Genomic DNA, 19,395 nt, shown 5'->3' on the forward strand with positions numbered 1-19,395 from the left:
CAAGGCTAGCCCCAGCCGAGTTCATGCAAGCGGTCGTCGTCTATCCCAAAATGGTGAGCTATCTCATGCACCACGGTGATGGCCACCTCATCAATAACTTCTTCGCGGGTGCTGCAAATGTTCAGGATGGGTTGGCGGAAGATCGTGATCCGGTCAGGGAGGGAGCCTGCTTCCCACCAGGAATCCCGTTCGGTCAACGGAACGCCCTCGTAGAGCCCCAGCAACACGGTGCCAGGATCTTCTCCGGGCTGTGGTTTGTAGTCGTCCTCGATGAAGATGGCCACATTGTCCATGGCGCTGGCCGCTTTGGGCGGGATCAGCTGCAGGGCGTCACTGACGGCTTCTTCAAAATCTTCGGCCGACATTTCGTAAGGCCCTGGAACATCATCAACACGCCTGTTTTCGACAGGACTGTGCACTGCGTTCCGTTCCCGGAGCGGTGAGGAGGGGCGCTCGCCGTCGGGAATGATGGGCAGGCCGGGAGGAAGATTCGCGGGCATGATTCGACTTTAGTCCGCGAACGCAGCAATGGCTCCGTGTGTGATGGGAGATACTGAACTCAATCCTCTTTTCGACAGACACAGGAACCGCATGACCGGCACCGCTTCCCTTGCACCTGAGCCCCTCGACGTCGTCGTAGTGGGTGAGGCCCTGATCGACATCGTCCAGTCGACGAACGGGCAGAAGGAGTACCCCGGCGGATCGCCGGCGAATGTCTCCTATGGCCTTGGCTTGTTGGACGTGAAAACGGGCCTGCTCACAGCGATCGGTCGTGACGAGCGGGGTGACGCCATCGCTGCGCACCTGCAAAAAGCGGGTGTTGTGTTGTTGCCCGGTTCCATGTCCGCGGGCAAGACAGCGACGGCGACAGCCAGGATAACCGCCGATGGTTCAGCAGATTACACCTTCGACATCGACTGGGCGCTGGCTCCACTCGCTTTGCCCTATGCGCCAAGAATCCTGCATACCGGTTCCATCGCCACGTTCCTGGAGCCCGGTGCAAGCGTTGTCCGGAGCCTGTTGGAACAGGCCCAGGGCGGGTGCATGGTCACGTACGACCCCAATATCCGTCCCGACCTTCTGGGAAGCCACCACGAGGCACTCTCACTGTTCGAGGAAATAGTGCCCCTGACGGACGTAGTTAAACTCAGCGGCTCCGACGCCCGGTGGCTCTACCCTGGCAAAGTGCTCGAGGACACCGCGAGCCACCTGCTGGCCCTTGGCACAGGGCTTGCTGTGGTGACCCAAGGAGTCAAGGGCTCGCTCATGGCCACCAAACACATTCAACTCAACGTTCCGGCCGTTCCGGCTACCGTGGCGGACACCATCGGCGCCGGAGACTCCTATACGGCAGCGCTCATCATGGGGCTGCTGCTGCGGGGCAGCGACGGCCTGGCGCCCACGGTGCTGGAACGGATCGGCACCATCGCCTCCATGGCTGCTTCCATTGCTGTGGGCCGGCCGGGTGCAAACCCGCCCACGCACCGCGAACTACTGATGGGCATGGCCCGCTAACTGCGGGGCTGGCGGGGCTGGCGGGTCTGGTGTCGCGTCAACCCGACGCCGATCAGGCAGATGACGCCGCCGATCAATCCCCAAATGGTGGGGACTTCCTGGAGTACCGCCCACGAAATCAGGATGGTGGTGCCCGGGACAAGGTAGGTGGTGGCGGCCAGCTTTCCAGCCGAGATCAGGGAAAGCGCATAAGCCCACGTGGTGAAGGCGATGGCTGTGGGGAAGATACCCAAATACACCAGCCCCAGGGTGGCGGGAAGCGGCGCTACCTGGACTTCTGCGATCAGCTGACCCGTCCATGGAAGGCAGCAGATGGCACCTACCATGATGCCGAACCACGTCGCTTGCCCTGCGGTGAACTTCCGCAGAACGGGTTTCTGCAGGATCGCGCTCACCGAGGCGAGCACAGCGGCAAGCAAGCACAAAAGCACACCGGCCACGTCCGCCGTCGAACGCTGTCCGGAACCCAAGGCAATCATGGCGACGCCGCAGAAGGCCACGCCGCTGCCGATCAGCAACCACCGCGGGAAGCCTTCCTTGAGGAAGATGCCGGCAAGAATCGCGATGAGGATGGGGGAGACGTTAATCAGCATGGCGCTGGTGCCGGCGTCCAGCATGTGCTCTGCGGCGTTCAGTGCCACGTTGTAGCCGCCGAACCACATCACCCCGTACGCCACGATCGGCAACCACTCGCGGCCGCTCGGCCAGACCTTCAGCGTGGGCAGCACCACGATTCCAAGCACGACGGCGGCAACCGCCAAGCGTCCGAGCGTTAAGGAACCGGGGGAGAAGCTTGGGCCCACTGCGCGGATGCCCACAAAGGCCGAAGCCCACAGGACCACCGTAATGATGACGGCCGCGATGCCGAGTTTGCTGATGGGTGCTCCCGGCGCGGGGGTGGTGCGCTGGGGCAGGCCCGGGGAAGGCTGGCCGGGTTCGGCCGGGGTGGTGGTTGTCATAGGGCAAATCTATCCGGCACGCGGCGGAGGTGGCTGGCGGTTTTCAGACACGTCAGGGCAAGATCCTGCCAATGTCGCCAGCCCGCGACCTTGCCGTACTGGCGAGGGGTGAGCTCTCGACTCTTTGGGTGCTTGGTTGAGGTGAGACGTCGCCCCTCGGTGAGCCTTCAGTTTGTGGCCCGGAACACTGCGCAGACCTCGATTTGGGAATATCGCCATCTATGCTCTAAAGTTTTAGAGTCCAGTTCGGACGAGCGAGACACGGAAAGAACGCGTAAAGCGTCCCTTTTCTTTGCGAAATCCGAATTGAGTTCAGGCCCCCATCGTCTAGCGGCCTAGGACACCGCCCTTTCACGGCGGCGGCACGGGTTCGAATCCCGTTGGGGGTACGCAAGGAAGTGGTAAACCGGATGAAAAAAGTCTGGTAAGCTAGAAGCCTTGAAAAAAACGCGGTAGAGATACTGCAAACGCAAGGCCCTGTAGCGCAGTTGGTTAGCGCGCCGCCCTGTCACGGCGGAGGTCGCGGGTTCAAGTCCCGTCAGGGTCGCTCTGAGCGCCGAAGAAATTCGGTTCTCAAGGTGACATGTCACCTAGGCTCTGTAGCTCAGTTGGTAGAGCGTTCGACTGAAAATCGAAAGGTCACCGGATCGACGCCGGTCGGAGCCACCACTGGGAAGCATCAGTTCTTCGGAACTGGTGCTTTTCTTCTTTAACATGCGATGACCTTGCCGGCGCGGACGAAGACCCAATGTGGCGTTTTCTCGCCGCTTCTGCAGGGTGCTCCTGTCGTTCGGGGATTTCATGAGTCGAACCTGACCTCCGTCGTTTTCTTCATTGTCACGGGTTCTCTACCGGAGGAGACTGAGGCGACGGCATCCCATCTCGGACCGCCTGCGAGGCCACCCGGCTGCGGGGCCTCACAGCGCCTTGTAGCGGCCTGGTGGATCAATGAGTTCCATGACACCCATCGAAAAGGCCGCTCAGCGTTCTCGCCATCTCTTGCCCTTGCTGACTATCGCACTGATTGGATGTCTCGGCGGGTGCGAATATGAGTCCGACGACGCATCCCTGCCGTCTGCCAGTTCTCCGATGACGGAGGCTCGCACGGTCTCACCGCTGCCGGAGAGTCGCGACCCTCGCACGGTCTCATCGCTGCCGGAGAGGGGCGATATCGACGCCGGCACATATCTGGTCCCCGTCGACGGCTACACGGAGCCTTTCGAGATCACCGTTCCAGGCGGCTGGTCTGCTCTCGACGGTAACAGCCTGGGCAAGGATGACCCGGATCACCCGGCTGCATGGGCCGTCCACCTGACCCTTGGGTCCGCGTTCTATGTGTCGATGGACGCATGCAACTGGAGGGGTGCCCTTGCCGATGTCGGTCCTGCGGACTGGGCCTTCACTAGGGCTATGGCGGCGCAATCGTCAACGGCAAGCACTCCTCCTGTCAAGATCATGGTGGGCGATTACCCCGGCTTCGAGTTCGACCACTCCGTCGAGGGCGACGTGGACATCCCGGCCTGCGACAGCGGCAAGTTCTGCATCCACTCAGAAATGATGTACCACTGCACACACTGGTACTCGACTCAGAATGACCACGAAACCTACCGGGTAGTCGACCTGAACGGCAAGCGGGCTGTCGTCGCTGTGGGCTATGTCGACGAATCGATCAATCCGGAGCTGATAAGAGAGGCGCGCGCCGTCTTCGACTCGATTGTGTTCGGGTCGTACAAGTGACCTGCTGATCCGATAAGCGATCCCGCTCCGGGCTCCGGCTCCTTCCCTGAACGCAACATCCTGGAGGGTATCGAGTAGGCCCTCACCTTCCAGAGCCCCGGCCATGTCCTTTCGCCTCGGAACCCTTTCCCAAGAAGCTATTGACGCTTCAGAATTCCCATGACAGCATGATGACCACATGTTGATACCGGTATCAAAGTGTTCCAACACTCCAAAAGTTGTCGTTCGAAAGGACCATCCGTGCTTGGCTTCAAAGAAGAGGAATTCCTCACGCAGACCCGTAGTGCTCTGGCGCTGCAGGGGCAGATCGAATCGGTAGTCGACTCCATCCAGGAACGGCAGCTGACCAACATGTTCCTCATTGGTGCCGGCGGAACCTACGCCGCGATGCTGCCGTACGAGCACTTCATCCGATCCCGGTCCACGTTGCCTGTCCGTGCATCCATCGGCAAAGAGCTGATGTTGGCCGAGGATCCCACGTTCGGCCCCGGCTCCGTAGCTGTCTTCGCTTCCGTCTCCGGCACCACCGAAGACGTTATCGAGGCCATCGAGTTTGCCAAGGCCAAGGGCGCCTACACCATAGGCTTCACCGGATTCGCGGATAGCCCGTTTGCTAAAGCCCTCGACGTTGCCTTGGTTACCGAACCTAAAACCTGGCCCTTTGATATCCCCATGATTCTCTTGAGCACCCGCCTCCTTGCTGCTCGCGGCGAATTTGAGGGGTACGAAGAACTGGCGGCCGAGCTGCAAACCGTCCCCGAGAGCCTGGTGGGCGTCGCCCGGCAAGCAGAATCAGTGGCAGAAGCCTTTGCGGAGAATAACAAAGACGCTGACTATCACTTCCTGGTGGGCACCGGAAACCTGTGGGGCCTCACCTACCTCTACTCCATGTGCATCCTGGAAGAAATGCAGTGGCTCCGGACCACCCGCGTGCACGGTGCTGAGTTCTTCCACGGCTCCTTGGAACTCATCGAAGAAGACACCAGCCTCATGCTGCTGGTGGGTGAGGACGAGACGCGTCCACTGATGGACCGCGTTGCCAAATTCGCCGAAAACTACAACAAGAACACCACCTTGCTGGACAGCAAGGACTACGATCTGCCGGGCGTCAGCCCCCGTTTCCGTGCGCTCCTGTCCCCGTTGGTTCTGGATACCGTCCTGGACAGGTTCAGCAAGCACCTCGAACGCGTCCGAAACCACTCCTTGGATCTGCGCCGCTACTACCGAGTGGTGGAGTACTGACCGTTCGCCGCACCCCGAAAGGGTAGGATCGCCACGCTGCGGGCCCGGCTCTGTCCGGGCCCGCAGATTCGAGACAGGAAGAGCATGAAAGTAATCGGATTCGGGGACAACATTGTGGACCGTTTTCTCGACCGCAAAGTGATGTACCCCGGGGGAAACTGCGTTAACGTCGCGGTATTTGCCCATCGGTTGGGCATCGAGTCCGCCTATCTGGGCGTTTTCGGCTCCGATCCCTTGGGTGCTTTTGTCCGGAACGCCATCGATTCGGAGGGTGTTGATACCAGCAAGTGCATCATCCGTGACGGCCTCAATGGCGTCACTGAAATCAAGGTAGTGGACGGCGACCGTATCTTCCTGGGATGGAATGAAGGGGGCGTCACCACAAGTGATCCCTTCATGCTTGACGTTGAACACCTCAGGTACTTGGCCTCCGCCGATCTGGTGCATTCGAGCGTCTATTCCGCGTCGGAGACCCAGTTACCGGCGGTCCGCAGCACTGGTGCCTTAGTCAGTTTCGACTACTCGTCGGAGCCGGAACGTCGATCAGACTCCTATCTGGAACTAACGGCGCCCTACGTGGACCTGGCCCTTTTGTCGTGCGGAAACATGACTGTTGCCGCCGTCGAGCATGACCTCAGGCGAGTACATGCAGCGGGCGTTCCGCTCGCGGTGGGGACGCGCGGGCAGTCAGGGGCAATGATGTACGACGGCGAACGCTTCCTCACGCAGGCAGCGGCACCTACTGATCCACGTCGGTTTGCGGACACGATGGGTTGCGGTGATGCTTTTCTGGCCGGACTCGTGGTCAATTTGCTTGGCTCCGGTTGGAGTCGAACGTATCGGCCGCCGGCCGACGCTTTACAGAGAGCGTTGGCCCGAGGAGCTGAGCATGCCGCGGCGCAGTGTTATGTGGAGGGCGCGTTCGGTTACGGCCGGGCCGTCAAGGTAGCAACTAGTCGTAGAGGGAGCAACTAGGATCTGATGCAGGGACAAATCAACGGACGGAACTGCGGGCGCGGATTCCACAACTGAAGGGGGCCGGATGGCGACGGATCATCAGAACCACCCGGCTGCCCCCACCATTACCGAAGTAGCAGCAGCTGCTGGAGTGGGACGGGCAACGGTGGCTCGAACCCTCGGAAACTATGGATCGGTCAGTGAAGCCACCCGCGCCAAGGTGATGCGGGCGGCCGAAAAGCTGGGTTATCAGCCGAACACTCTGGCGCGCAGCATGACCACGGGAGTCACCAAAACCCTTGGGATTGTGCTGGCGGATGTGGCCAACCCGTTCTTCTCAGGCGTGCTCAAGGGCATCTCGGAAACAGCCAAAATGGCTGGCTACGACGCCATCATCCTGAGCACTGACGAGAAGCTTGAGCTGGAGCGCGACGCCATCGCAGTCCTGCTGGCAAAGCAAGTGGACGGCCTGGTGGTGGCGTCTGCTGCAGGTCGAAGCGATGACGTTTCACATCTATCCAATGCCATCGATCGCGGGACTCCTGTAGTCCTCATAGACCGTTTGGTGGACAAGCTGGAGACGGATTCGGTGGTAATCGACAACCGGGAGGCTGCACGGTCTGCCGTTGCATCGCTTATACAGAATGGTCACCGGCGGATAGCGTTCGCATGGGGGCCCGTCACCCTCAGTCCGGCGACGGACCTGAAGCAGATGCATAGCATCCTGGATGAAGCGCTGTGGAGTGATGGTGAGCGGCTGAGGGGTTATCTCGATGCCTTGGAAGAGGCAGGAATTCCTTTCGACACCGCGCTCATCACCCACGTTCTCAAGAATGAGGGCCAGGCGACGCGGGCTGTTAGCGGAATGTTGGCCCTCGCGGATCCGCCCACTGCCATTTTCACTACCGAAACCGAAGCGACGGTGGGGGCTCTTCATTCTTTGCGTGCCAAAAACCTGCGTGTACTGAAGGATGTCTCCCTCATCGGCTTTGATGACAGCCCTTGGGCGGCCGTCATGGACCCTCCGTTGACTATGATCCAGCAGCCCATGCGCCAGATGGGCATTGTCGCCTCCCAGCAGCTCATCGCAAGGATCGACGGCGACACTTCTGAACCGAAGAAGCACGTTCTGCCCTCGCAGCTCGTGGCCCGTTCATCAGACGGCCCTGTGCGCGCTGCTCGCGGCGACTCGTAAATTCGCTCCCTTAATTTCCGTTAGGTCTCTTCCACGCTGAGCCAAATCATGATTCACTGTGGTACCGGTATCACAAGTTCCAACCTCCCTGTTCCAACTCAGGACTTACCCCTTCAGCCCGTCAGCGGTGAAGTGCACCCCCAACGGCGGGCGTGACTTCCCACTCCCGTAGGGGACACGGCTGAATCGGCCCTTCTACCGAAAGAAGAAATGATGCGTAAAAGCACCCAATCACTGATGGCATTGCTGGCCGCCGCCGCTTTGGCGCTTACTGGTTGTTCCGACGGCGGAAGCCAGCCGGCCGCTGCCCTGGACCCAAACGCTGAACCTCAGTACACGGGAACGCTCAGCATTCTCACAAAGTTCGGCGGTGACCCGCTTGAGCCGTACTTTGAGGATTTAGCTGCGGAGTACAAGAAGCTACACCCGGAAGTGTCCTTTGAGCTCATCCAGGAGACGGACCAGAGCATCAAGGACAAGACCAAGACGTTGACTGCCTCCCAGGCCATGCCCGACATCTATTTCACATGGGCTGGCAGTTGGGCCAACAACTTCATTGATGGGGGACTCGCAGCAGATCTGACCCCTATCATTGCCCCGGGGACGGAGTGGGGCAATGACTTTGGCGAGTCCGCGCTCAAGGCGTTCGCCAAGGACGGCAAGTACTTCGCAGTTCCGCTCTACAACAACGGCAAGTTCATGGGTTACAACCAGCGCATCTTCAAAGAGCTGGGCCTGACACCGCCGTCCACATTCGATGAACTGATCTCTTCCTGCTCAGTGCTGAAGGGAGCAGGCTACGAGCCGATCTCGTTCGGGAACAAGGACGGTTGGCCGGGGCTCCACTACCTGCAGCAACTGTTCGCTTACGAAGTGCCGGCCGATACGCTGCAAGCCGACTTCAGTCCGGCAACGGCCAAGCTGGAGGACCGGGGCTACCTCAAGGCAATGGACCAGTTCACCCGTTTGGTCAACGAGTGCACCGGCAGCGGCAAGGACTCCAACGGAGTCCTTTACACCACGGCGCAGCAGGCCTTGGCTGAGGGTAAATCAGGTATGTATTACCAGGAGATCCTTGAATTCGACTCCACTGCTTCTGCCGACTCGAAACTCAAGCAGGACGGGTTGGGCATCTTCAAGCTCCCCGCCGCAGCGGATGCCAAGGGCGATACACAAGCGATCGAAGGTTCCCCTGAGGGCTACATCATCAATGCCCGTTCCAAGAACGCCGCACTTGCAGCTGATTTCATGAAGTTCGTTACCAATAGCCAGAACGCTGCCAAGCTCTCTGCCCCGCCGTACGGCCAGCCCAGTGCGGTCAAAGGCGCGGTTTCCACGGAGAACTCTTCCGGACCCGTCATCGAGGGTATCAAGCAGGTGAACGAAGCTTCCGCAGCCATCACATGGCTGGACTCGGTTACTGTTCCTGCTGTTGCTGACGCCTGGTTGGCTGGTGGGGAGGCCTTGGTGGCTGGAACGCAAACCCCGGATCAGGTTCTTGCCTCTGTTCGGGCTGCTTCCAGTGCAGCAAAGTAGCCGGCAACGTCATGACTGTTTCCGATACTGCCTGGAAGCCCGCGGCTTCGCCGCCGGCGCCCGTTTCCGCTAAGTCGCCTCGAAACCGCACCAACAAGCCAGCCCGGTCGCGTCGCTGGCGCAACTTCGTTTGGGTGTTGCCAGCGGTCCTGCTTCTAGGCGTCTTTGCTTACCTGCCACTGGTGCAGAACCTAGGCTTCAGTTTCCTCAAGTGGGATATCTACAGTGGCCGCCAGACCTTTGTTGGCGCTGACAACTACGTCCGCATGCTCAACGACCCCATCTTCTGGAAGTCACTCCTTAACAACACCCTTTACGCCATCATCTCCATTGCTTTCCAAGTGTTCGGGGCGATCATCCTTGCAGCGATGATCGAGGGACTACGAAGCCAGCGGTGGCGGGGAATCCTTCGAGCCGTCTATTTCGTACCCTCTGCTATCTCACTGACGGTGGCAGGCCTCTTGTTCTACTTCATCTACGAACCAGAGATGGGCATCCTTAACGCGGCGCTGGATGTCCTTGGCCTGGGGAACTTCACTCAGGCATGGCTGGGACAGGAGAACACGGCCATCTTTGCCATCATCGCCATGAGCCAATGGCAAGGCTTCGGGTATTGCACGCTTCTGTTCTCCGTGGCACTGCAGCGGATCCCTTCCGAACTGTATGAAGCAGCGTCCATCGACGGCGTCGGTCCCCTCCAGCGGTTCTTCTCAATTTCCCTGCCACTCGTCAGGGAAATGACCGGGCTGATGATGATCGTCACCGTATCCGGGGCCTTTCAAGTGTTCAACGAAGTCATGGTGATGACCAGTGGAGGCCCCAACAATTCAAGCCAGGTCCTTGGCACGTGGCTCTACAGAAGCGGATTCGTCCGCAATGACTTTGGCTACGCGGCCGCCGTCGCCACTGCTGTCTTCATCATCACGTTGGTCCTGGCCGTCATACAGCTTCGTATCTCCAAGAAAAGGAGGGTCCAATGGTGACGCGCTCAGCTGTGCTGCTGGTGCTCGGTAGGGTCCTCGTCAAAGCGTTCCTCATTGCACTCGCCGTCGTGGTTGTTTATCCGTTGGTCTGGATGCTGCTCAACGGCGTGAAGTCCAACTCCGAACTGTTCTCCAATCCCTTCGCCCTGCCGGTCGCGTGGAAATGGGACAACTACGTCACCGCATGGAACCGAGGGGTGGGCGACTATCTCACTACAAGCGTCTTGGTCACTGTTGCTTCCACCATTGCCACGGTATTTATCAGCGCTTGGGCTGCCTATGGACTGACCCGGGTAAATATCCCGTTCAACAGGGTGGTGCTGATTCTCATCCTTGGCGGCCTGATGCTCGCTCCCACAGTGGCACTGATCCCGCTGGTCAAGATGTTCCAGAGCTTGGGACTGTACAACAATCTCTGGGCGCTTCTGATTCTGTACACAGCCTTCCGTGTTCCCTTCACGACGTTCCTCATCCGGGCCTACATGATGGATCTGCCCGCAGAGGTGGATGAAGCCGCCTCAGTGGATGGGGCCTCAAAGGCACGCGCGTTTTGGCAAGTCATCTTGCCCATGTGCAAGCCGATCTTGGTTTCGACGGTTCTCCTGAACATCCTGTTTACCTGGAACGAATACCTATTCGCCATGGTGTTCACCAGCGGGGGAGCGCTACAAACCCTTCCCGTGGGGCTCACCAATCTGATGTCCAAGCACGGCACGGACTACCCCGTGGTTTTCGCAGGTATGGCCATTGCGGCAATTCCGGTGATCGTGCTGTTCTTCGCGGGGCAGAGGTATTTCATCCGTGGTCTCGCGGATGGAGTGGGCAAGTAGACGTGTGCGTACTGGGCTTAGCGAGATTCCGTGCCGGGGCAGCCCCAGGAGTTGGGGTTTTCCTGGCAGGTGTCGGCGACGAGTGCTCTTTCTGTTTTCCAGACGTGGATGGTTTTGGTGGGTGTGGTGATGTCCAGGGTGCCGTTGATGGGTAGTGGTGGGCCGTTGTTGACGGAGTAGGTTCCGGTGAAGCTGGTGGTGACTGCTGCTTGGTAGTTGCCGGTTTCTGCGTAGATGTGGCTGGTGCGGGTCTGGTTGTTGAGCCATTCGGCTTCGGGGATGGAGTAGCCGGCGGCTGGTGTGGGGCCGAGGGTGGTGCTGTCGCCGAAGGTGTAGGTGTAGTTGGTGGGTGTGGCGGTGAGGTGGACTGTTTGGCCGAGGATGGTGAGGTCGAAGGTTTGGTCGTTGGTGGTGGTGTAGAAGTTGGTGGGGCCGCCTTTGAGGGTGTGGGGGAAGGGTTGGGCTTGGAGGTTTCCGGGGTTGACGGGTAGTTGGCGGAAGTCGGTGAGGATCCGCGCGGCGATTTTGGGCAGGACGTTTTCGGGTTCGGGGTCATAGAGGCACGTCGGGCCGCTGACCGGGATCCAGTCCGTCCAGCCCGGATTGGTGATTGCTTTGGGGGCCTCCTTCCAGATGACCGGTGTGCCCTCCTCGCCTCCGGGCGCGGTGGCCGGGCATTCGAGGGCATCGCAGCCAGGGTCCTTCGTATCGGGACCGTCGGCCCGGCAATGGGTATCGGCCATGTACTGATTGGGGTCGTCGGCTGCGGGCGAGGTTGAAGTTCCGCCGAGACGAGGTTCTAGCTGCCCGCTTGCAGGGTCGATTGTGAACCTGGCACCAATATCGACTCCTTGATCGCCTGCGTTGTTTGCAGCCCATATGTCATCCGCCGACGCGGACGGCGGTGCCAGAATGCAGCACACCAATAGCCCAAACGCGATCCCTAGGGCCGAGCGGACCCAAGCGCTGAAAGGCCTACTCGATGACGCCAAGGTCCACCACCGTCCAAGCTCCGTCCGCAAACCTGGCGAAGAGGGCGAAGGCGTCATTTGATGCTTCCGATCTTGTTCGTCCGATGCTTCCGTCCGCGTTGTAGTAGTCGATCTGTTCTTGTATTACCTGCACTTTGGCCGACTTTAGGGCATCGGCAGTCCACTGAAGTTCGATGGCGGGTACCGTAATCTTCCCGCCAGCTAGCCACCGCCCATTCACATATCCGTCCTCGCCGGACTCCTGGAGCCGAAGACAGAGCCGGCACTCTTGGGAGATGAGGGGCAGCCAGGCCGACATGTCGCCTGTTTCTCCGACATAACTCAGTTGCGCGTACCAGTACCCAATGAACGCCTCCAGTCCGGCCTTCGAGTTCTCCTTCGCCAGGTCGGGCATGACGGGAACGGGCACGTTCTGTGCTTTCCCCTTGGCATCGGCGGGTTTGTACACGGCAGGCGCCGTCTGTGGGGTCGCGCTCCCTGGCAGAGCAATCGGTGACGAAGCGCTCGAGGTGGGTGTCGCCGTCGTCGTGCCTGTTGGGGAGGCTGGGCTGCCGGGCGTGATACTGCCTTGGCAACCGCATAGAAGCACTGCGAAGGCGAGAGCCGCAGCTGCCTGCCGGGCGCGAACAGAAGGAAAGGACATAAACGTTTGGCGTGGCATGGTGCGGCTCCCCAGCAGCTGTTTCGGTGATCTGTGCGTCAGTCTAGGTGGGTCAAACATTGGCAACCCAGCCGGAAATTCTCGCTTGTGGATAACTTTCCTGTGGTCTCCGCACAGGTCACCGGCGCACTTGCCTCGCTGGCATGGCAGGCGCCCGCAGCGGAAGTGTCCTCGAATGCAGACTTAGGCGTGAATCCCAGCGTGAACCCAAGCGCATCCACGGGAGCAGGAATTGTCGCAAATGGAGGGCAAAATGCCCGGAGAACTGAAGCCAGCCTCCGAGGAACTTCGTGCTTTCAGGGAGTCCGCCGGCTCGGACTTCAGCAAATACGGGGACGGGCAGTTTGAGGAACTTATGAAGCCCGTCCAGGACTGGACCGATAAGAACTGCACGTAGCGGGAGCCGGGCGCGTTCCCTTCCCTCCGACGCTTCTCCCAAAGCGTCGGAGCTAGACGCTAGGGTGGTAATCAAGAGAAGGGGAGTGCTCCATGGAAGACCAGAATGTGCAGCTTGATCCCGTGCCCGGGGGCGAAATCCCTGGCACCGGACGCACCATCATCTCCGAGGCCGCCGTCGCCAAAGTTGCGGGTATCGCTGCCCGCACAGTGCCTGGCGTCTACTCCTTGGGCTCCGCTCCGTCCCGAGCGCTGGGCGCTATTCGCGACGCCGTCGGCAGCTCGGACCACGCAGCAGGGGTTCGCGCCGAGGTGGGGGAAACCCAAGTGGCGGTGGACATCACCTTGGTTGCGCTCTACGGTCATCCCCTGCACGGCGTCGCTAACCAGGTCCGCGCCGCTGTATACCGCGCCGTGGAGGAATTGGTTGGTCTTCAAGTGATTGAGGTCAATATCGAAATCACTGATGTTTTCATTGCACCGCCGGCGAAACCCGCCGGAAGCAAGGCAGTGGTAGTGGAAAGGGAGGCACTCCAATGAGCATGACCGTGGTGGGAATTGGTATCGGCGCTTTCGTGGCTTTCATGTCCTTCTCGTTCGGGCTATGGGGTTTCCTGATCTCCCTGCTTTTCATGGGCATAGGCGCCCTGCTCGGCCGCGCGGCTGAGGGCAAACTGGATCTTCGCAGTGTGCTGGATGCCATTACGGGCCGGCGCTCTTCGTCATGAGCGTGGCTGAGGCTGTGGAGAACACCACCAGCCTGGCCGGCCATAACCGGATCAGTACCCAGGCATTGACATCGTTGGCTCGGGCCGCCGCGGCGCAGGCGCTCGGCGTTGACGCCAGCCACATCCGCGCTGATTGGGCGGACGACGACGGCCTGTTGGCTTTGTCCATCGTGGCACCTATCAGCGTCCCGGCTTTGACAGAGGTGTTGCGTGATCCGCAGCGGGTCCAAGGCTTTGGAGGCTCCATCTGGGACCGCGCTGTGGCAGCCAAGGCGTTCGTTCTTGAAACCGTGACCCAGCTCAGCGGATCCCAACTGAGCAGGGTGGATATCAGAATCAGCGGAGCACATGTCACTGAGGGAGGCCGCGTCCAGTGACCCAGGATCAGGAAACACAGCGAGTGAACGCAGCGGATCCGAACAGGGGAGCAAGCCCGGTGGCCGGGGAAGACCCGAGCATGAGCCGTATCCTGCGCCGTGAGACGCATTCGTCCCGCGCGGGAGCGTCCGTGATCGCGGCCGTTCTGGTGATCGTGCTCTGCGGTTACGCTTTGCTCGAAGCAGGAGTCCGCGCCATAGGGCAGCCGCCATGGCTTATCGATCCCACCACGGCCGCGGAGCGCATTATCGCCCTCCCGGAAGGCATCTCACCGCTGCTGCTTGGGGCCAGTGGTGCGGTAATCGCCATGGTGGGGCTGTTCTTCCTGCTGCACGCCGTCCTGCCGGGCAGGCGCGCCCGCCACTTGCTCAGGGACCCGCGCACCGCCGTCGTGGTTGATGACGAGGTCCTGGCCTCGGCACTGGCACGTCGGGCACGAACTGCCGCGAACGTCACCCAGGAACAGGTCATGGTGGTGGTCTCACGGCAACTGGTGGTGGTGAACGTGCGGCCAACGTCCGGCAGCCGTGTCAGCGAAGAAGCAGTATTAACTGCCGTCCAGGCCGAACTTGAGGAAATGTCGCCGGTGCCTATGCCAGCTGTCAGGGTAAATCTGGCGTCCTCGGGGGTGATCGGAGCGTGAACGGAACACCGCGGACCCTTAACCGCATACTTCTTTTCATCATTGGTGTGAAGCTGCTGGCCATCGGGCTGCTTCTCGTGCTGTTGGCCACCGTGCCTGCGGTGGCCACATGGTGGCACGGTTGGTCTGCTTCCGTGTGGGCGGGTGCTGAGAATGCCTTCAGGCAGACTCACCTCCCCGGGCGTGAAGAGAGCTGGCTGTGGATTGTGGCCGGCGTCGTCCTGGTGGCCATCATCATTGGGATGATCGCCTGGGTGTCCCAGCAAGGAAAAGGCCGTGCCAACCTTCTGGTGGCGAGCGACGATGACAGCGCGGTTGACGGCGAAGTCCGGATCGGTGGTGGCGTGGCCGAGCAGGCGCTCAGGTCCGCCCTGGCTGAAAGGACGGACCTCGCCGGCGCCTCCGTTGCCACCCTCGAAGTGAAGGGCCAGCCCGGACTGCGCATCCGCATCCAACCACGGCAGGGTGTGGCGCCCCATATCCTGGCTGCGGAAGTGTCTCAGCTGGTTGAAGCGTTGGACCTGGTCATCGGCCAGAAGACCCCCGTCCTGGTGCACATGGTTTCCGGTGCCCGGGCAAGGTTTACCAAGGCCGAGAGGGTCCGCTGAGAAACACACCCTCAAAAAATCGAGTGCATCCGCATCCATAACCATCCTCATGTCGGTAGTAGGGGTATCAGCAAAAACCCCGCACGTCGGGCCGATCGAGGAGAAGGACATGCGCAGCAGAATACTTACGGCAGGAGCAGGAGCCAGTGCCGCGGCATTGGCAGCAGCAATCGTTTTGGCTGTCCCCGCGCAAGCGGCGGAGGGCGACGCACATTTGTCTGTACTTCACGGTGTGCCTGGGTTGACCGTTGACGTTTGGGTCAACGGAGCACGAACCTTGGACGACTTCACTCCAGGCACACTGGCCGGCCCGTTGGCACTTCCGCCGGGAGCGTACGATCTCGCAATTACTGCCTCGGACGCCGCCGATGCCTCTGCCCCTGTTATTGGGCCCGTGACGGTGACTTTGGCTGCAAACGGCAACTACACCGCCGTCGCCAACCTCGATGCGGCAGGAAAGCCAACAGCGAACTTCTTCACGAACGACGTCTCGCGCATCGATGCAGGCAAAGGCAAGTTGACCGTCCGACACACTGCTGCGGCACCGGCTGTGGATGTGCTGGCCGGCGGCACGGCCGTTGTGAGCAATCTGGCCAACCCTAACGAGCAAACACTCACACTGGACCCCGGTACGGTCTCAGCCGCAGTGGCTGCAGCGGGCACCACGGCACCTGTCATTGGCCCTGCGGATGTGACAGTGACCGAAGGAACGCACACCATCGTCTACGCGTGGGGAAGCCTCACCGACAAGAATCTGCAATTGGCGGTGCAGACCATTGACGGACTGCATTCGGCACCAGGATCGGTACCCGGCGCACTGGACGGCTCATCGGGCGCTTTGTCTCCAGGCGCCTCGGCAGGTGATGTCTCCACAGAACAGCTGATGCTGGGCGGTGGCCTCGCTGCGGCAACGCTGCTGCTGATCGCTCTGGGGATTCGTAGGGCTCGTGCTGTCACCTCCGGGATCAAGTCCTAAGTCCTTGGAACACGTCCTGGCCGTCCGCAGCGATGGCCAGGGCATTCCGCCTAAACCATGGCAGCCGTAGCATCTAGCCGGAGACCCCCAGGAAAACGCGTGATGACATCAAGTGAGCGACACCAAAGTCGCCCTATGCGCCTCCAAAGCGGTACAGGCCGCCGTCGCAGTGCGCACCAATGGATGGGAGCGCTGGCCGCCGTGGCTGTGCTCTTTCTGACGGCCTGCGGGACCCCGACGCCGTCCACGGCACCGAGTGCCTCTAGCGAGACAAGCGACTCGATCCCCAGCGTGCAGCAGACTCAACCGTCGATGCCTCCCGCCGAGCCTTCTGCGCCACCTGTCGAAGTCAAGCTGCGGGGCACAACTCCAACGCAGCCCGCGGCGACTCCCCCTCCTGTGTCACTCCAAGTGGCTGGTACGTCCATTGATATGGGCGTAGTACCCGTGGGGGTCGCGCCCGGTGGTGCTATGGAGATACCGGAAACCTTCTATGAGGCAGGCTGGTATCGGTTCGGGCCAGCGCCCGGAGCCGCGGAAGGCTCGGCTGTGCTTGCCGGACACATCGACACCACCTCCGACCAAGCACCGTTCTCCCAGTTGAAATCCTTACCGGCCGGAACCTTGATCACCGTAGGACGGGAGGGTGCTCCCGCACTCAACTATCGGGTTGTTTCCGTCACGTTGATGGCCAAGGACGCCTTCGACGGCGAATCTTTGTTCCGTCGCACGGGTCCGCACGAACTCAAGGTTGTCACGTGCGGGGGCAGGTGGCTGGACGAACGAATGGACTACAGCGACAATGTCATTGTCACCGCGGTCCTTGAATAAGTACCCCAACCCGGCCGTGGTCCTCGTCGCTGACGCCGGGAAGGAGTCTCCTTTGGTATCCCCAAACGAGGTTTCATCCGCGTGGGACGATGCTTTGACCACTTCATTTATGGCGGGGGATGAGGCCGCACTTGTGGCCGCTTACAGGGAGTTCGCCCCGCTGGTGCACACGCTCGCCTTGAGGTCTTTGAGAGACCGTTCGGCAGCCGACGACGTCACGCAAGAGGTCTTCATTAGGGTCTGGCGACACCGCGACACCTTCCACCCGGAGGTCTCGCGACTGCCGGCCTGGATAGTGGGCATTGCACGCCACGCCATTGCGGACGCCCATTCTGCCTCTAACCGGGAAGTTCGCAGAATCCTTGCCGTCGCCCAGGTCCAGGACACTGGCGGGGCATCTCCAACAGGGGAAGCGGTTGAGGTAGTGGCCGACAGGCTGCTTCTGGACGGAGAACTGGACCGGCTTGGTGAACCGCAGGGCGCCATCATGAAATTAGCGTTCTACGAGGACCTGACGCATGAGCAGATTTCCCGCAGGCTTGAACTACCCCTTGGTACCGTCAAGAGCCACATTCGACGCAGCTTGATCCACCTAAGAAGCAGACTGGAGGTTGACCGTGCCGCACATTGATCCGGAAGAGTTGAGCCTCCTGGCGCTGTACGGTGCTTGGCTCGATGAGGAGGGCCAACGGCATCTCAATAGCTGCGATGCCTGCTCGGCGGAGTACGCCGCATTGCGCCGCGCCGTGGACGCCATGAAAACCACACCGGACAGCACAAGCTTTGAGGTGCCCGGCCCCAACGTGTGGAGCGGGATTCACCGGGAACTGGGTCTGTCCGATGCAACCCGGGCGGACCCCCTGGGCCCAGCTACGGGCTCCGCAACGGGATCTGCAGCTGGCTCTGCAACTGGGACTGAAACCAGCAAAGCCGGCCACACCGATCCGCCCGAACCAGGGCACCCCCCGGCGCCACCCACAGACATACGTTCCGTCAAGAAGCGTCCCTCGGGGTGGCAACGCCGTGGGACCTGGTTGGCAGTTGCTGCGGCGGGGGCCTTGGTCATCGCGGGTGGAACGCTGTGGAACCTCAATCAAGCGGCAACGCCATTGGCGCGGGCAGAGTTGTCCCCACTCGCACAGCACACTGCCACAGGATCAGCGACAGTCCTTGAGTCCGCGGACGGATCACGAAACCTGGAAGTGAAGCTGAGCAAAGATGAAGCACAGGGCTACCAGGAGGTCTGGCTCATCGGCACGGACCTTAAACGGCTGATCAGTCTGGGAATCATGAGCTCGGATTCAGGGACCTTCCCGCTTCCGTCAGATCTGAATTTGGACGATTTTCCTATCGTCGACGTCTCTGATGAACCGCTGGATGGAAATCCCGGCCACTCCAGTGTGAGCATCGTGAGGGGTTCGCTAAGTTCCTGAGCCGTCCAAGCGGTTGATGCGCAGCCGTGCGCTGCCCTCGCATTCAGCAACGGGTAGCCTGAATCCCACACCCGAAGGAAAGGAGGCCACGGTGGCTCAAACGACGGCGGCCCAAGAGTTGACGCTCGAAGCGACGGTGTCCGGTCTCATGGCGGAACTTGCGGCATTGGAAGAGCCCCGGGCCCGCGAAGTGAACGAGAAACACGGCGATGACCACGGGGTAAACCTCAGCAAGCTGCGTGCCATCGCGAAGAGGTTGAAGACCCAGCAGGAGCTCTCCCGCGAGCTGTGGAACACCGGTGACACCGCAGCCAGATTGCTGGCGCTCCTGATATGCCGGCCCAAGGCCTTTGACCGGGACGAACTGGACAGCATGTTGCGGGAAGCACGGACCCCCAAAGTCCAGGACTGGCTTGTCAACTACGTCGTCAAGAAAAGCCCGCATTCCGAAGAATTGCGGGTTACCTGGTTCGCTGACTCCGATCCCGTGGTGGCAAGCGCTGGCTGGGCGCTGACCTCCGAGCGTGTCGTCAAGAAGCCCGAAGGCCTGGATCTTGTGCAACTGCTGGACGTTATTGATAGCCACATGAAGGAAGCCCCGGACCGCCTTCAGTGGGCCATGAACCACTGCCTGGCGCAAATCGGGATTGAATTCCCGGAGCAAAGGACCAGGGCCTTGGACATCGGAGAGCGGTTGGAAGTGCTGAAGGACTATCCCACACCGCCCAATTGCACGTCGCCGTTCGCGCCGGCCTGGATCAATGAGATGGTGCGTCGCCAGGCACTGTAGTGTGG

23 protein-coding genes and 3 tRNA genes are annotated in these 19,395 nt (G+C 60.7%); 22 read left to right on the forward strand and 4 right to left on the reverse strand.

Translation table 11 applies throughout. The features are described from left to right. Positions 1 to 5: 5 nt before the first annotated feature. On the reverse strand, positions 6 to 500 hold the full coding sequence (locus ACZ5J0_RS01985) for a metallopeptidase family protein (protein WP_464094049.1): 495 nt from the start codon (positions 498 to 500) through the stop codon (positions 6 to 8). Positions 501 to 591: 91 nt separating this feature from the next. Here ACZ5J0_RS01985 and ACZ5J0_RS01990 point away from each other — a divergent pair, with 91 nt between their 5' ends. After that, positions 592 to 1,515 carry a carbohydrate kinase family protein gene (locus ACZ5J0_RS01990; RefSeq protein ID WP_464094050.1) on the forward strand — a complete coding sequence of 308 codons (924 nt, stop codon included), beginning with the start codon at positions 592 to 594 and terminating at the stop codon, positions 1,513 to 1,515. On the opposite strand, the gene ACZ5J0_RS01995 is transcribed toward ACZ5J0_RS01990, so the two are convergent. Continuing rightward, a complete protein-coding gene (locus ACZ5J0_RS01995) occupies positions 1,512 to 2,474 on the reverse strand; it encodes a DMT family transporter (protein WP_464094051.1) in 963 nt (320 codons plus the stop codon). The two genes, ACZ5J0_RS01990 and ACZ5J0_RS01995, sit on opposite strands and share 4 nt — an antisense overlap. Before the next feature lie 316 nt (positions 2,475 to 2,790). Between ACZ5J0_RS01995 and ACZ5J0_RS02000 the strand changes: the two genes are divergently transcribed. The 10 genes from ACZ5J0_RS02000 to ACZ5J0_RS02045 all read left to right on the forward strand — a co-directional run bounded on the left by ACZ5J0_RS02000 (position 2,791) and on the right by ACZ5J0_RS02045 (position 10,954). Continuing rightward, a tRNA-Glu gene (locus ACZ5J0_RS02000) sits at positions 2,791 to 2,863 on the forward strand. Between the two features lie 84 nt (positions 2,864 to 2,947). After that, positions 2,948 to 3,021 (forward strand) — tRNA-Asp (locus tag ACZ5J0_RS02005). Positions 3,022 to 3,067: 46 nt separating this feature from the next. Continuing rightward, positions 3,068 to 3,143: transfer RNA gene (locus tag ACZ5J0_RS02010), tRNA-Phe, on the forward strand. 279 nt (positions 3,144 to 3,422) lie between these two features. Further along, positions 3,423 to 4,211 carry a hypothetical protein gene (locus tag ACZ5J0_RS02015; RefSeq protein ID WP_464094052.1) on the forward strand — a complete coding sequence of 263 codons (789 nt, stop codon included), beginning with the start codon at positions 3,423 to 3,425 and terminating at the stop codon, positions 4,209 to 4,211. Positions 4,212 to 4,451: 240 nt separating this feature from the next. Further along, positions 4,452 to 5,453: an SIS domain-containing protein gene (locus ACZ5J0_RS02020; RefSeq protein ID WP_464094053.1), complete on the forward strand. Its 1,002-nt coding sequence runs from the start codon at positions 4,452 to 4,454 to the stop codon at positions 5,451 to 5,453. Positions 5,454 to 5,537: 84 nt separating this feature from the next. Beyond that, complete coding sequence (locus ACZ5J0_RS02025; protein WP_464094054.1) at positions 5,538 to 6,428, forward strand: PfkB family carbohydrate kinase; 891 nt, start codon at positions 5,538 to 5,540, stop codon at positions 6,426 to 6,428. A gap of 67 nt (positions 6,429 to 6,495) precedes the next feature. Continuing rightward, a complete protein-coding gene (locus ACZ5J0_RS02030) occupies positions 6,496 to 7,605 on the forward strand; it encodes a LacI family DNA-binding transcriptional regulator (protein ID WP_142936931.1) in 1,110 nt (369 codons plus the stop codon). A 213-nt stretch (positions 7,606 to 7,818) separates the two neighbouring features. Next, positions 7,819 to 9,141 carry an ABC transporter substrate-binding protein gene (locus ACZ5J0_RS02035; protein ID WP_142937116.1) on the forward strand — a complete coding sequence of 441 codons (1,323 nt, stop codon included), beginning with the start codon at positions 7,819 to 7,821 and terminating at the stop codon, positions 9,139 to 9,141. 11 nt (positions 9,142 to 9,152) lie between these two features. Continuing rightward, positions 9,153 to 10,124 carry a carbohydrate ABC transporter permease gene (locus ACZ5J0_RS02040; RefSeq protein WP_464094055.1) on the forward strand — a complete coding sequence of 324 codons (972 nt, stop codon included), beginning with the start codon at positions 9,153 to 9,155 and terminating at the stop codon, positions 10,122 to 10,124. After that, positions 10,118 to 10,954: a carbohydrate ABC transporter permease gene (locus tag ACZ5J0_RS02045; RefSeq protein WP_142936929.1), complete on the forward strand. Its 837-nt coding sequence runs from the start codon at positions 10,118 to 10,120 to the stop codon at positions 10,952 to 10,954. The genes ACZ5J0_RS02040 and ACZ5J0_RS02045 overlap by 7 nt, the downstream gene beginning before the upstream one ends. A 17-nt stretch (positions 10,955 to 10,971) precedes the next feature. Here ACZ5J0_RS02045 and ACZ5J0_RS02050 read toward each other — a convergent pair whose 3' ends face one another. Then, positions 10,972 to 11,697, reverse strand: coding sequence for a hypothetical protein (locus ACZ5J0_RS02050; protein WP_464094056.1), 726 nt, complete (start codon positions 11,695 to 11,697; stop codon positions 10,972 to 10,974). A 232-nt stretch (positions 11,698 to 11,929) separates the two neighbouring features. Further along, positions 11,930 to 12,394, reverse strand: a complete 465-nt coding sequence (locus tag ACZ5J0_RS02055) for a DUF6318 family protein (protein ID WP_238703273.1) — start codon at positions 12,392 to 12,394, stop codon at positions 11,930 to 11,932. A gap of 466 nt (positions 12,395 to 12,860) precedes the next feature. On the opposite strand from ACZ5J0_RS02055, the gene ACZ5J0_RS02060 reads away from it, so the two are divergent. From ACZ5J0_RS02060 to ACZ5J0_RS02110, 11 genes are all read left to right on the forward strand, one after another. Next, on the forward strand, positions 12,861 to 13,004 hold the full coding sequence (locus tag ACZ5J0_RS02060) for a hypothetical protein (RefSeq protein WP_464094057.1): 144 nt from the start codon (positions 12,861 to 12,863) through the stop codon (positions 13,002 to 13,004). 92 nt (positions 13,005 to 13,096) lie between these two features. Then, on the forward strand, positions 13,097 to 13,543 hold the full coding sequence (locus ACZ5J0_RS02065) for an Asp23/Gls24 family envelope stress response protein (protein WP_142936926.1): 447 nt from the start codon (positions 13,097 to 13,099) through the stop codon (positions 13,541 to 13,543). Then, positions 13,540 to 13,731 (forward strand): hypothetical protein, encoded by a 192-nt coding sequence (locus ACZ5J0_RS02070; RefSeq protein WP_142936925.1) that lies wholly within the window; start codon positions 13,540 to 13,542, stop codon positions 13,729 to 13,731. Before ACZ5J0_RS02065 ends, ACZ5J0_RS02070 begins: the two co-directional genes overlap by 4 nt. After that, positions 13,728 to 14,108: a hypothetical protein gene (locus tag ACZ5J0_RS02075; RefSeq protein WP_142936924.1), complete on the forward strand. Its 381-nt coding sequence runs from the start codon at positions 13,728 to 13,730 to the stop codon at positions 14,106 to 14,108. The genes ACZ5J0_RS02070 and ACZ5J0_RS02075 overlap by 4 nt, the downstream gene beginning before the upstream one ends. Next, complete coding sequence (locus tag ACZ5J0_RS02080) at positions 14,105 to 14,752, forward strand: DUF6286 domain-containing protein (protein ID WP_142936923.1); 648 nt, start codon at positions 14,105 to 14,107, stop codon at positions 14,750 to 14,752. Before ACZ5J0_RS02075 ends, ACZ5J0_RS02080 begins: the two co-directional genes overlap by 4 nt. Then, the gene (locus ACZ5J0_RS02085; RefSeq protein ID WP_142936922.1) at positions 14,749 to 15,360 is read left to right on the forward strand and encodes a hypothetical protein; all 612 of its coding nucleotides are present in this window, start codon (positions 14,749 to 14,751) and stop codon (positions 15,358 to 15,360) included. The genes ACZ5J0_RS02080 and ACZ5J0_RS02085 overlap by 4 nt, the downstream gene beginning before the upstream one ends. A gap of 109 nt (positions 15,361 to 15,469) precedes the next feature. Further along, positions 15,470 to 16,336 carry a DUF4397 domain-containing protein gene (locus tag ACZ5J0_RS02090; protein ID WP_142936921.1) on the forward strand — a complete coding sequence of 289 codons (867 nt, stop codon included), beginning with the start codon at positions 15,470 to 15,472 and terminating at the stop codon, positions 16,334 to 16,336. 135 nt (positions 16,337 to 16,471) lie between these two features. Further along, the gene (locus ACZ5J0_RS02095; protein ID WP_464094058.1) at positions 16,472 to 17,167 is read left to right on the forward strand and encodes a class F sortase; all 696 of its coding nucleotides are present in this window, start codon (positions 16,472 to 16,474) and stop codon (positions 17,165 to 17,167) included. A 16-nt stretch (positions 17,168 to 17,183) separates the two neighbouring features. Then, a complete protein-coding gene (locus tag ACZ5J0_RS02100; protein ID WP_464094684.1) occupies positions 17,184 to 17,798 on the forward strand; it encodes an RNA polymerase sigma factor in 615 nt (204 codons plus the stop codon). Beyond that, positions 17,785 to 18,600: an anti-sigma factor domain-containing protein gene (locus ACZ5J0_RS02105; RefSeq protein WP_464094059.1), complete on the forward strand. Its 816-nt coding sequence runs from the start codon at positions 17,785 to 17,787 to the stop codon at positions 18,598 to 18,600. Before ACZ5J0_RS02100 ends, ACZ5J0_RS02105 begins: the two co-directional genes overlap by 14 nt. Before the next feature lie 148 nt (positions 18,601 to 18,748). Then, positions 18,749 to 19,390, forward strand: a complete 642-nt coding sequence (locus ACZ5J0_RS02110; RefSeq protein WP_464094685.1) for a DNA alkylation repair protein — start codon at positions 18,749 to 18,751, stop codon at positions 19,388 to 19,390. Positions 19,391 to 19,395 lie beyond the last annotated feature (5 nt).

The sequence above is a fragment of the Arthrobacter sp. DualSoilB13 genome (assembly GCF_055389195.1).